Below are 12,582 nucleotides of genomic sequence, written 5' to 3'. Positions count from 1 at the left end.
TTCTTTATTCGCCGCGCTCACGGCTTAGATAAAACTCGGCTAACGCAAGATCTTCTGGCTGAGTGATTTTTATATTGTTCGCATTCCCTTGAACTAAGGCTGGCTTCTCGCCTAGCCATTCCAAAGCCGAGGCTTCATCGGTAATGGTTACACCCTGTTCTAATGCGTCAGCCAGTGCTTGAGTAAGCTGCTGAGTTTTAAACATTTGTGGAGTAAGTGCATGCCACAATGCTTCTCTATCTACCGTATGATCGATATCTTGTACTGCGTTTGCTCGCTTCATTGTATCTCTCACAGGAGATGCGAGAATGCCACCCGTTGAGTGGGCGCAGCAAACATCAATCAAACGGTCAATGTCGGATGTTAATACACATGGCCTTGCAGCGTCGTGAACTAATACCCACTCGCTTTCCAGATGCTCATTGACATAGTTTAGCCCTGATAACACAGAGTCTGCTCTTTCTTTACCACCAGCTACACGAATCACATCTGGGCGCTTAGCAATGGACAATTCTGGGTAATATGGGTCGCCGTCAGTAATGGCAACGACAACCTTAGAAATATTTGGGTGAGAAAGCAGTTTCTCTACGGTATGTTCCAGTACCGCCTTACCTTCGATCAATAAATATTGCTTAGGGCGATCTGCCTTCATTCTGCTACCCACACCAGCAGCAGGCACAATTGCGATATGCGATGAGTTCATATCCAACATTTTAATGGTTTTCCTCACCTATAATGCGGTAAAAAGTCTCGCCATCTTTAACTAAACCGAGCTCATGACGCGCACGTTCTTCAATCGCATCAAGACCTTGCCTTAAGTCATCAATCTCAGCGAACATTTCATTGTTGCGAGCTTGTAGCTTGCTGTTCACTTGTTGCTGAACTTCAATTTCATCTTTTACTGTGTAGTAGTCAGACACTCCGTTTTTACCAAACCATAGAGTGTATTGAAGCAAGCCAAACAGTAGCGTAAGGGCTATAACAAAGATTCGCATATCGCTGCTAACATTCTGTACCGGAAGGAATTAGATAAGGTGACATATATAGCATAAATGCGAGGTTGCCTCTAGGGGAGAAAGGGAGACTCACACGCTCCTTACAAGAAATAAGCAGCAAAATGAAACAAGCTCATAGGAAGCGCTCCTTACCCATGACCAAAGTAAGAGCCAAAAATACAAACCTATAAATACAAAAAACCGCCGTAGCGATGGTTTCAAAAAGCTATTTAGCGAAACTTTACTCAATAAGAATTAAGCTTGATCTTTAACTTCTTTGAGACCGCTTACTTGAAACATGGAGGAGTGCGCTCACTTAGCGCTTCCGTTGTATAAAAAAACGCCCCGCAAGTGTGAGGCGTTTTCAAAAGCTTTAAGTTAAGCCGTTAACTCAGTTAAGAATTAAGCTTGATCTTTAACTTCTTTAAGACCGCTTCCTTGAAACATGGAGGAGCGCGCTCACTTAGCGCTTCCGTTATATAAAAAAACACCCCGCCAAAGCAGGGTGTTTTAAAAGCTTTAAGTTAAGCTGCTAATTTAGTGAAGAATTAAGCTTGACCTTTAACTTCTTTAAGACCGTTGAAAGGAGCGCGCTCACCTAGTGCTTCCTCGATACGGATTAGCTGGTTGTACTTAGCAACACGGTCAGAACGGCTCATAGAACCAGTTTTGATTTGACCTGCTGCTGTACCTACCGCTAGGTCAGCGATAGTTGCATCTTCAGTTTCGCCAGAACGGTGAGAGATTACTGCTGTGTAACCTGCGTCTTTAGCCATCTTGATTGCAGCTAGAGTCTCAGTTAGAGAACCGATTTGGTTGAACTTGATAAGGATAGAGTTAGCTACGCCTTTCTCGATACCTTCAGCAAGGATCTTAGTGTTAGTAACGAATAGATCGTCACCTACTAGTTGAAGCTTGTCACCTAGTAGTTCAGTTTGGTGCTTGAAGCCATCCCAATCAGACTCGTCTAGACCGTCTTCGATAGAAACGATTGGGAATTGGTTAGCTAGCTCAGCTAGGTAGTGGTTGAACTCTTCAGAAGTGAAAGTTTTACCTTCGCCTTTCATGTTGTAGATGCCAGCTTCTTTGTCGAAGAACTCAGATGCAGCACAGTCCATAGCTAGAGTAACGTCTTTACCTAGTTCGTAACCAGCAGCTGCAACAGCTTCTGCGATAACTTCTAGAGCTTCAGCGTTAGATTTAAGGTTAGGAGCGAAACCACCTTCATCACCAACTGCAGTGCTGTAGCCTTTAGACTTAAGAACTTTAGCTAGGTTGTGGAATACTTCTGCACCGATACGTAGACCTTCTTTAAGAGTCTTAGCGCCAACAGGTTGGATCATGAACTCTTGGATGTCAACGTTGTTGTCTGCGTGCTCACCACCGTTGATGATGTTCATCATTGGTAGAGGCATAGAGAACTGACCTGCAGTGCCGTTTAGCTCAGCGATGTGCTCGTATAGAGGCATGCCTTTCGCAGCAGCAGCAGCTTTAGCGTTTGCTAGAGAAACAGCTAGGATAGCGTTAGCACCGAATTTAGATTTGTTTTCAGTGCCGTCTAGTTCGATCATTACTGCGTCGATTGCAGCTTGGTCTTTAGCGTCTTTGCCAACTAGAGCTTCAGCGATTGGGCCGTTTACAGCTTCAACTGCTTTAAGAACACCTTTACCTAGGAAACGTGCTTTGTCACCGTCACGTAGCTCAAGAGCTTCGCGAGAACCAGTAGATGCGCCAGATGGAGCTGCCGCCATACCTACGAAACCGCCTTCTAGGTGTACTTCAGCTTCTACAGTTGGGTTACCACGTGAGTCGATGATTTCACGACCTAGAACTTTAACGATCTTAGACATTAATGTTTCCTCTCGTTTCAAATATAAATGTCAATCTTAAAGGGCAGCAGCACAACCTTCGCCGCCGCCCGTATCCTTTTACTTCTCGAATTCGCCGCGTGCGTTTTGGCCCGCAGCCTTAACAAAACCTGCAAACAATGGATGTCCATCGCGAGGAGTCGAGGTGAATTCTGGGTGGAACTGAGCCGCTACAAACCATGGGTGAGCTGGGTTCTCAATCATTTCCACTAACTTCTTGTCCGCAGATAGACCTGATACTTTTAGGCCTGCTTTTTCGATTTGCGGACGAAGCACGTTATTCACTTCGTAACGGTGACGGTGACGTTCATGGATCGTCGCGCTACCGTACAGTTCACGAGCTTTAGTCCCTTTCTCTAGGTGACATAGCTGTGAACCAAGACGCATCGTACCGCCTAGGTCAGACTTTTCAGTACGCTCTTCTACGCTACCTGATTCGTCTACCCACTCTGTGATCAAACCTACCACAGGGTACTTCGTCTCTTTGTTAAATTCTGTTGAATGTGCACCTTCCATACCCGCAACGTTACGCGCGTATTCGATTAGTGCAACTTGCATACCCAAACAAATACCTAGGTAAGGCACGTTATTTTCACGTGCATATTGAGCCGCACGGATCTTGCCTTCAATACCACGATCGCCGAAGCCACCTGGTACTAGGATTGCGTCCAAACCTTCTAGAAGTTCAACGCCTTTTGTTTCGATATCTTGTGAGTCTACATACTTAATTGTGACGCTTAGGCGGTTTTTCAAGCCAGCGTGTTTAAGCGCTTCGTTCACAGATTTGTATGCATCTGGTAATTCAATGTATTTACCAACCATACCGATGGTTACTTCACCAGTAGGATTTGCTTCTTCGTAGATAACCTGTTCCCATTCAGAAAGGTCTGCTTCAGGAGCAGTAATACCAAAGCGAGCACACACAAGGTCATCTAGACCTTGAGATTTAATCAACTGAGGGATCTTGTAGATAGAGTCTACATCCTTCATTGAAATTACTGCTTTTTCTGGAACATTACAGAACAGTGCGATTTTTTTACGCTCATTCGCAGGAATAACGCGATCGCTACGGCAAACTAGGATGTCTGGCTGAATACCGATAGATAGAAGTTCTTTTACAGAGTGTTGCGTCGGCTTAGTTTTCACTTCGCCCGCTGCCGCTAGGTAAGGAACAAGTGTTAGGTGCATGAACATTGCGCGCTCACGGCCTAGCTCAACAGCTAGCTGACGAATCGCTTCCATAAATGGTAGTGATTCGATATCACCAACAGTACCGCCAACTTCAACGATAGCCACATCATGGCCTTCAGAACCTGCAATAACGCGATCTTTGATTGCGTTAGTGATATGAGGGATAACTTGAATAGTTGCGCCTAGGTAGTCACCACGACGTTCTTTACGAAGTACGTCGGCATAAACACGACCTGCAGTGAAGTTGTTACGCTTGGTCATCTTGGTACGGATGAAACGCTCGTAGTGACCAAGGTCAAGGTCAGTCTCTGCGCCATCTTCTGTAACGAACACTTCACCGTGCTGAGTAGGGCTCATTGTGCCCGGGTCAACGTTGATGTAAGGGTCAAGCTTCATCATAGTCACTTTAAGACCACGAGCTTCTAGAATAGCCGCAAGAGATGCTGCTGCAATACCTTTACCTAGAGAGGATACAACCCCGCCAGTAACAAAAATGTAATTTGTCGTCATGTTTAACCTGAAATTGGTTGAATGAGGGAAATGGAGTGCTTCTGGACGGGAGATAAATATACCAGAAGCTCCTTACCGCCACAACGTGAAATCTATCACACCGTAATTTTTTATTTTTTGCTTCAAATCAAAGTGAGCAAAGACAAACCAAAGTCCGTTTTCGTGTAACCAAACAAGCTGACCTTATATTATGTATTCTGCCAGTTTACCTCTGCCTCGATTCTTCTTGTTTTACTTCATCCCAAAAATGGTCAAGTTCTGATAAAGAACAATCTGTAAGTACTTTGCCTGACTGCTGGACCTTGCCTTCAACTTGTTTAAAACGTCGCGCAAACTTTACGTTTGCTTTTCCTAGTGCGACTTCTGGGTTTTTATCAAGGTGGCGAGCCAAATTGACAGTCGCAAATAGCAAATCACCGAGCTCCAACTCAACTTTCTCTTCATCGGGCTGAACTTGCAGTGCCTCTTCCATGACTTCGTCAATTTCTTCTCGTACTTTATCGACAACCGGGCCAAGTGAATCCCAATCAAACCCAAATTTTGCACATTTTTTCTGAATTTTTGTAGCACGAGAAAGTGCCGGCAAAGAGTTTGGTATTGAGTCTAGGATACTTTCTTCCGCTTTGCCTACTAGGGCTTTTTCTTTTGCTTTTTCCGCTTCCCAGTTCGCGTTAATTTCCTCGTCAGATTCAAACTCAACATCTGAAAAAACATGCGGGTGGCGACGAGTCAGTTTTTCGTTCACGGTTTCGACGACATCCGAAAAGTCGAACAGCTCTTGCTCTTTCGCTAGCTGACTGTAAAAAATCACCTGAAACAACAAATCCCCTAGCTCTTCTTTTAGATTGGGCCAATCTCGATTTTGAATCGCGTCCACCACCTCGTAGGTTTCTTCTATTGTATGCGGAACGATGGTGTCAAAGGTTTGTTTTAAGTCCCAAGGGCAACCGTTTTCTGGGTCACGCAACTTCGCCATGATTTGTTCTAATTGTTCAATTGGATGACTCATTTTTTGTTCCTTTAAACCTTTCTATTAAAGAAAAAGGTGAGCAGCCAAAACCACTCACCTTCTACATTATATTTTCTCAGCAGCTTTCACTAAGTAATTGTTACTTTGACAAGGCAACAAGTTTTCGCGACTCCTGAGCATAGCCTACTATGTGATGCCCCTGAGCCGGCACGTCGGAATAAGTGCAGCTAACGCAGATAAAAAGCCAAATATGACGCAAGTGTAACTCTGTAAATAGTTGAAGTTGTAGCTAGGCGACAAACAAACGAGACTCCTGAGCATGGTTCACCATGTGATGGAGCGAGTGCGTGCAGTCAACAACGCTACAACGATAACTATGACGAGAGTTTTAGCCGAGGCGTTTCACCGTCATGACATCCTTGATCTGTTCCACACGTTTCGAAACCCGCGAAAGCACCTCAATATTGGTGACTTCTAGGTCAAAGTCCATGATGGCAAGTTGACGTCTGTAATCGACTCGGTTCTTCATACTGGTCACTTTGATCTTTTCGTTGGCGAACAGTGTCGTAATGTCTTTGAGTAGACCACCTCGCTCCATCGCTTCAACACGGACGGTGAGGATGTATGACCCGACGAAGCCGCTGCCCCAGACAGTATCAATGATACGCTCTGGCGCATGATGGCGCAGTTCTTCTAACTGTTCACAGTCACTACGGTGTACTGAAATGCCGCGACCTTGCGTGATGTAACCACAGATATCATCACCTGGAATTGGCTGACAGCAACGTGCTAGATGTGTCATTAGGTTATCGACGCCTTCTACTACAACTGCGTCTTTTTTCGGTCGGCTTTGCGCGGGTGATTTATGCTCAGCTTCTTGCAGTTTTTCCAGTGCTTGCTGGTCTTCTTCCTCTGCCGTTGGCTTGTTAACTAACGCGTTAATATGGTTAATGATTTGGTTGATGCGCAAATCACCGCTACCTACACCAACATACAATTCATCTGGTGTTTTGACGTTAAACCGCTTGAGGGCGTAATGCTCTGCATCTTTTAACGTTGCGCCAATTTTGGCTAACTCATGCTCAAGGATTTCACGACCTGCTTCGAGGTTCTTCTCACGGCTTTGTTTTCGGAACCAGGCGTTAATTTTGGCACGCGCACGACCAGAATGAACGAAGCCTAATGATGGGTTTAACCAGTCACGTGATGGGTTAGGTTCTTTCTGAGTGATAATCTCGACTTGGTCACCCATATGTAATTTATGCGTGAACGGCACAATACGACCTCCGACTTTGGCACCGATACAACGGTGTCCCACTTCGGAGTGAATGTGATAGGCAAAATCTAGCGGCGTTGCCCCCATTGGCAAATCGACAACATCACCACGTGGTGTAAAGGCATAAACACGGTCATCAAAGACTTGGCTACGCAGCTCATCGAGCATTTCGCCAGAGTCAGACATTTCTTCTTGCCAATCCAATAGCTTACGCAGCCACGTGATTTTCTCATCATAACCGCTTCGGCTGCTTGCCCCTTCTTTATATTTCCAGTGCGCTGCAACCCCCAGTTCCGACTCTTCATGCATTTGCTTGGTACGAATCTGGATCTCGATGGTTTTGCCTTCTGGCCCTAGAATTACTGTATGGATCGATTGATAACCGTTTGGTTTAGGGTTAGCAACGTAGTCATCAAACTCGCTCGGTAGGTGCTTGTATTTGGTGTGAACTACGCCTAAAGCCGCATAACAATCTTGCAGTTTGTCTGCGATGATACGCACTGCTCGCACATCAAACAGCTCATCAAAGGCCAAACTCTTTTTCTGCATTTTTCGCCAAATGCTGTAGATGTGCTTAGGTCGACCACTCACTTCCGCATTGATGCCCGACACTTCCATTTCGTGCGTGAGGTCTTCAACAAAGTCTTTGATGTACTGTTCACGAACAATGCGTCGCTCAGAAAGCTGTTTGGCAATTTGTTTGTAAGTTTCCGGTTGTTGGTAGCGGAAAGCGTAATCTTCAATTTCCCATTTCAGCTGACCGATGCCTAATCGGTTTGCTAGCGGCGCATAGATGTTGGCACACTCTTTTGCCGCCGCACGTCGAACTTCATCTGGCGCTTTTTTAACTTCAATAAGATTACAAATTCGTTCCGCGAGCTTGATAACTACGCAGCGGAAGTCATCCACCATGGCAAGCAGCATACGGCGTACGTTATCTACCTGAGATGACGCTGCACTGCCTTCCATGTTGACGTTGAGTTGGCCAATAGCAGCCATTTCTTCAACGCCGTCGATTAATTTTATGATTTCTTTGCTGTATTTCTCTTCCAGAATTTCTCTGTTAAAAGCACCACTTGAAACCAAAGGAAACAGTTGAGCAGCCACTAAAGTGGCTTGATCCATAGACAAGGTGATCAAAATTTCGATCATTTCTCGTCCACGCCACAACAACAGCTCCGCTTGCTCGTTATCAGCTAATACCGTCTGGCAATCTCGATATACTTCGATTAAGCGTGAGGCTGTGTTTTTCTCTTGTCCTAGGCTAGCCACCCAGTTTTCGAGTTCAAACTGTTCATCTTGGTTTAAATGCGCGCTTCTTACCGCAACCATCTCATCATCCTAATTATTATATTCGTGTGGTTTGACTAACACCGTCCAGGTTAGTTCTTTTTACCGCGCGTACACGCTGGCTTTATGACCACCCACCACAAATAAGGGGTCAAAGTCCTAAAGTTAGGACTTTTCAAACAATGCCATCGATTCTAGATGACTGGTATGAGGGAACATGTCCAGCATACCTAATTTAGTTAATTTATAGCCTTGCTCTATCAAGCTTTGACTATCCCTAGCAAGGGTAGCAGGATTACAAGAAACATAAACTACACGCTGTGCGCCAAGCTCAGAAACTTGATCGATGATCCCACTCGCTCCCGCGCGTGCCGGGTCTAATAATACTTTATCAAACCGCTCTGCGGCCCAGGCTTGGCCTTCAAAATCTTGCTCAAGGTTAGCGTGATAAAATTGCGCGTTATTGATTTGGTTCAAAGATGCATTGTTTGTGGCTTTTTCTACCATCTCTGCAACACCCTCTACTCCAACCACGTACTTAGCTAATTTCGCAACTGGTAAACTAAAGTTGCCTAAACCACAGAACAAATCTAACACTCGGTCACTCTTTTGTGGGTCTAACCACTCAACCGCTTGTTTGACCATTTGTTGGTTTACACCTTGGTTTACTTGAATAAAGTTATTTGGTGCAAAAGGGATTTTCACTCCAACTTCTTGATAAAAAGGCATATCGCCTTCGATAAGGTCTAATTGTTCTGTCGATGGCATTAAGTACAACGATGCGCCATGACGTTTTGCCAACTCCGTTAGAGATTGAGTTTCACTCGTTGTCAGAGCGCTCAAGTGGCGCAGCGTAATACACGGACCATTATCACCAAGTACCAGCTCTACATGACCCAATTGTTCCGGCTTTTTGAACGCTTTTAGGGCTGAGTAAATCTCTGGCAGCAAAACATTCAGTTCCGGTGCCAGCACTGGGCAATCGGTCACTTGCGCAATTTGCTTACTCTGCTTTTTACGGAAACCAAAATGTAGCTGACGTGTTTTTTTATCAACAAACAAGCTCACTCTCGCACGGCGACGGTAGGCCTGCGAATATCCCAATAACGGGGCATCTAGTTCAATGTCACTGCCTGAAAATTTTCGCATTAGCTGACGCAACGTTTGCTGTTTGTACGTCAATTGTTGGTCATAATCTAGATGCTGCAAATCACAGCCACCGCACTCATTATAATGTGGGCAAAATGGCTCCACACGAGCTTCACTCGGCTTAAGGATTTTAATCAACTTACCGCGAGCGTATTTGCTCTTTTCTTCCACCAATTGAGTGACCACCTCCTCACCCGGCAGTGCTCCATCAATAAACAATGGCTTCTTTTTGAGGTAAGCAATGCCTGCGCCGTGGTGATCTAAACGCTCTACTTGCACTGCTTGGTGCCGAGTATTGAGTTGGGTTTTCTTTTTCGGTTGAAAGATGCGTGCCATGCTCTATGCCTGATTTATGTGTAATTGCTCTTCGGCTTCACTATTCTTGATTGCAGCCGTTGTGTGATTCGAGTGACTTGATTATGCTTACCGTTTATTCGGTGACGTCACTTCTTTGCTCAAGGCTTTATCGTGCGCTTGAGAAATAATGCGTTATTTTCCCATATCCAGACTCCGATGTAATTAGATAACATGACCAGATATGGCTTACGAGCACGTGTAATTACACTAACTCTCGCTCCCACTCTCATTATTGGTTTATTACTGAGCGGCTTTTTCTCATTTAACCGCTACCAAGACCTTGAGAAACAAGTTATCACCACTGGTAACAGCATTATTGAGCCGCTGGCGATTGCCAGTGAAACTCATCTACTATCAGAAAGCCGAGAGGCGGTACGTCGCTTGATAAGCTACGCGCACCGTAAAAACTCCAAACTGGTTCGTAGTATCGCGGTATTTGATGAACATCATGAGCTCTTTGTAACCTCTAACTTTCATCCTAATTTTGAAGCCTTGATGTTTCCCAAAGATAAACCGATCCCGCAACTGGGTAATTCGGAAATCTACGAAAACTCACTGATATTGCGTGTCCCCATTTTGTCAGAAGGTCACTACTTAGCGGAGTTGTCGAACGAAAGCCAAGGCACAAAAGCGATTGGTTACATCGCCGTCGAGTTAGATCTCTCCTCCTTGAGGCTGCAACAGTATCAAGAAGTCTTCTCTGCGTTTTTAGTTCTGGTTCTCGGTCTTGGCTTAGCAAGTGTGTTTGCTTCACGTCTAATGCACGATGTGACCCAACCTATCACCCACATGAAGAATGTCGTTGACCGCATTCGCCGCGGTCATCTGGATGTGCGTATCGAAGGCAAAATGCACGGGGAGTTAGACCAGCTAAAAAATGGCATCAACGCCATGGCGGTATCGTTATCAGAATATCACGTGGAGATGCAGCACAGTATAGACCAAGCCACGTCCGACTTACGTGAAACGCTTGAGCAGCTAGAAATTCAGAACGTTGAGCTGGATATCGCGAAGAAACGCGCGCAAGAAGCGGCCAGGGTTAAGTCAGAGTTCTTGGCGAACATGTCGCACGAGCTGCGTACTCCGCTCAATGGGGTGATTGGCTTTACTCGTCAAATGCTTAAAACGCAGCTTTCTAACAGCCAAACGGATTACCTACAGACGATTGAGAAATCGGCGAACAACTTGCTGAATATCATCAATGACATTCTCGACTTCTCGAAACTTGAAGCGGGTAAGCTGGCGCTGGAAAACATTCCTTTTGATTTCCGAGAAAGTTTAGAAGAGGTAATTAACCTACAAGCCACAAGTGCACATGAGAAAGGGTTAGAAATTACCCTAAAAGTGGACCCTAAAATTCCACCAGGTTTAGTTGGGGATCCACTACGTATCCAGCAAATTTTGACGAACTTAGTCGGTAACTCAATCAAATTTACCGAGCGAGGCAACATTGATGTTAGCGTAGAAATGCGCTCTCAATCAGGAGACTCCGTCGAACTGCAATTCATGGTGCGTGATACAGGTATTGGTATCTCTGAGCGTCAGCAAGCGCAGTTGTTCCAAGCCTTTAGCCAAGCAGATGCAAGTATTTCACGTCGTTACGGCGGTACTGGCCTTGGTCTGGTCATCACTCAGAAACTGGTGAGCCAGATGGGCGGCGAAATCAGTTTAACCAGCCGTCTACACCAAGGTTCAACCTTCTGGTTTACGGTGCGCTTGCACTCAACCGAGATGCCAATGAGCGAACTGATTGAAGTGGAACTTCTGACTGGGAAGCAGTTACTGCTGATTGAACCAAACATGCAAGCCGCATCCGTAACCCAACAGATTCTTAGTCAGGAGGGTATTTTAGTAACCTACCGCTCTTCGCTACCAAACAACGAAGAACAATATGATTATGTATTGTTGAATTTAGCGGCCAACCAGACTCACGATGCGGAAGTTATTACACCTTGGATAGAACAAGCGAAACGTATGGCTCCGAGTGTTCTCCTAGGGACACCGAGTACCGAATTAGCGCTTGCGGACCAAATAATGACAGAGCATCACGTCCAGTGCCTGACGAAGCCATTGTCTCGCCGTAAGTTGCTACAAAGCCTGATTAGCGAACATGTAGAATCGCCACCTGTATTAAGCGCTCCAATTACGCCAAGCGAAGGGGACCGTTTACCTCTCACTGTACTAGCAGTGGATGACAACCCTGCAAACTTGAAGCTGATCTCTGCACTGCTCCGCGAACGAGTAGAAACCGTCACCGCCTGTAGCAATGGCCAGCAAGCGGTGAACCTGGCGACAGAGAAAAAGTACGATTTAATCTTCATGGATATTCAAATGCCACAAATGGATGGGGTGACCGCTTGTAAGTACATTAAAGAGTTGGAGCTAAATAAAGACACGCCAGTGATTGCGGTAACGGCGCATGCCATGGCAGGGGAACGAGACCGCTTGCTCTCGGCAGGAATGGATGACTATTTGACCAAACCTATTGAAGAGCATGTGCTACAACAGGTTTTGGTTCACTGGAACCCAAATGCTTGTACAGAGAGCATTGGCAAAGTCGCCCCTTCATACGTTGATGAACCTGAAGGAAGCGCACCACAATCCGTTTCTTCGCCTCAGCAGGATGTGATTATTGATTGGCAAGCAGCCTTAAAACAGAGCGCGAATAAAGAGGATCTCGCTAAAGACATGCTGCGCATGTTGATTGAGTTCATCCCTGAAGTAGAAGCAGTCGTTGACCAAGCTCTGGAGCAAGAAGATATCTCCCGTGATGACCTAATTCATGTCATCCATAAGCTGCACGGCAGTAGTTCATATTGTGGCGTTCCAAGACTGAAGTCACTCTGTGCGACGCTTGAGCAAGCACTGCGCTCAGGGGTCAGTCTTGAGGAAGTTGAGCCTGAAATGTTCGAGCTGCAAGATGAAATGATTAAAGTAACAACAACCGCAAAGTTATACCTTGAACAGTGATCTATT

Annotated in this window: 8 protein-coding genes; 1 reads left to right on the top strand and 7 read right to left on the bottom strand. The window is 45.5% G+C overall.

From position 1 onward, the window contains the following. Window positions 1-4: 4 nt before the first annotated feature. The 7 genes from ispD to rlmD all read right to left on the bottom strand — a co-directional run bounded on the left by ispD (window position 5) and on the right by rlmD (window position 9,585). Window positions 5-712, bottom strand: coding sequence for a 2-C-methyl-D-erythritol 4-phosphate cytidylyltransferase (gene ispD / locus R7Z10_RS15335; protein WP_005380898.1), 708 nt, complete (start codon window positions 710-712; stop codon window positions 5-7). Between the two features lies 1 nt (window position 713). Further along, on the bottom strand, window positions 714-995 hold the full coding sequence (gene ftsB / locus R7Z10_RS15330; RefSeq protein ID WP_005380907.1) for a cell division protein FtsB: 282 nt from the start codon (window positions 993-995) through the stop codon (window positions 714-716). A gap of 548 nt (window positions 996-1,543) precedes the next feature. Beyond that, a complete protein-coding gene (gene eno, locus R7Z10_RS15325; RefSeq protein ID WP_005383785.1) occupies window positions 1,544-2,845 on the bottom strand; it encodes a phosphopyruvate hydratase in 1,302 nt (433 codons plus the stop codon). Between the two features lie 78 nt (window positions 2,846-2,923). Next, a complete protein-coding gene (locus R7Z10_RS15320) occupies window positions 2,924-4,564 on the bottom strand; it encodes a CTP synthase (RefSeq protein ID WP_021034029.1) in 1,641 nt (546 codons plus the stop codon). Window positions 4,565-4,769: 205 nt separating this feature from the next. After that, on the bottom strand, window positions 4,770-5,573 hold the full coding sequence (gene mazG / locus R7Z10_RS15315; protein ID WP_005383780.1) for a nucleoside triphosphate pyrophosphohydrolase: 804 nt from the start codon (window positions 5,571-5,573) through the stop codon (window positions 4,770-4,772). A gap of 349 nt (window positions 5,574-5,922) precedes the next feature. Beyond that, window positions 5,923-8,142 carry a GTP diphosphokinase gene (relA, locus tag R7Z10_RS15310; protein ID WP_005393896.1) on the bottom strand — a complete coding sequence of 740 codons (2,220 nt, stop codon included), beginning with the start codon at window positions 8,140-8,142 and terminating at the stop codon, window positions 5,923-5,925. 123 nt (window positions 8,143-8,265) lie between these two features. Continuing rightward, window positions 8,266-9,585, bottom strand: coding sequence for a 23S rRNA (uracil(1939)-C(5))-methyltransferase RlmD (gene rlmD, locus R7Z10_RS15305; RefSeq protein ID WP_186584657.1), 1,320 nt, complete (start codon window positions 9,583-9,585; stop codon window positions 8,266-8,268). Between the two features lie 192 nt (window positions 9,586-9,777). Between rlmD and barA the strand changes: the two genes are divergently transcribed. Continuing rightward, entirely contained in the window at window positions 9,778-12,576 is a 2,799-nt protein-coding gene (barA, locus tag R7Z10_RS15300; RefSeq protein WP_213961250.1) for a two-component sensor histidine kinase BarA, read from the top strand. The last annotated feature ends 6 nt before the right edge of the window (window positions 12,577-12,582 follow it).

This window comes from Vibrio sp. Vb1018 (genome assembly GCF_033338775.1).
GTDB lineage: Bacteria > Pseudomonadota > Gammaproteobacteria > Enterobacterales > Vibrionaceae > Vibrio > Vibrio alginolyticus.
The sequence above is the reverse complement of the archived record's forward strand: the minus strand, read 5'-3'. Positions and strand labels throughout refer to the sequence as shown.

Bases quoted from the DNA above. Each gene is read 5' to 3' on its own strand.
- ispD (WP_005380898.1), bottom strand. From the start codon at position 712: ATGTTGGATATGAACTCATCGCATATCGCAATTGTGCCTGCTGCTGGT.
- ftsB (WP_005380907.1), bottom strand. From the start codon at position 995: ATGCGAATCTTTGTTATAGCCCTTACGCTACTGTTTGGCTTGCTTCAA.
- eno (WP_005383785.1), bottom strand. From the start codon at position 2,845: ATGTCTAAGATCGTTAAAGTTCTAGGTCGTGAAATCATCGACTCACGT.
- R7Z10_RS15320 (WP_021034029.1), bottom strand. From the start codon at position 4,564: ATGACGACAAATTACATTTTTGTTACTGGCGGGGTTGTATCCTCTCTA.
- mazG (WP_005383780.1), bottom strand. From the start codon at position 5,573: ATGAGTCATCCAATTGAACAATTAGAACAAATCATGGCGAAGTTGCGT.
- relA (WP_005393896.1), bottom strand. From the start codon at position 8,142: ATGGTTGCGGTAAGAAGCGCGCATTTAAACCAAGATGAACAGTTTGAA.
- rlmD (WP_186584657.1), bottom strand. From the start codon at position 9,585: ATGGCACGCATCTTTCAACCGAAAAAGAAAACCCAACTCAATACTCGG.
- barA (WP_213961250.1), top strand. From the start codon at position 9,778: ATGACCAGATATGGCTTACGAGCACGTGTAATTACACTAACTCTCGCT.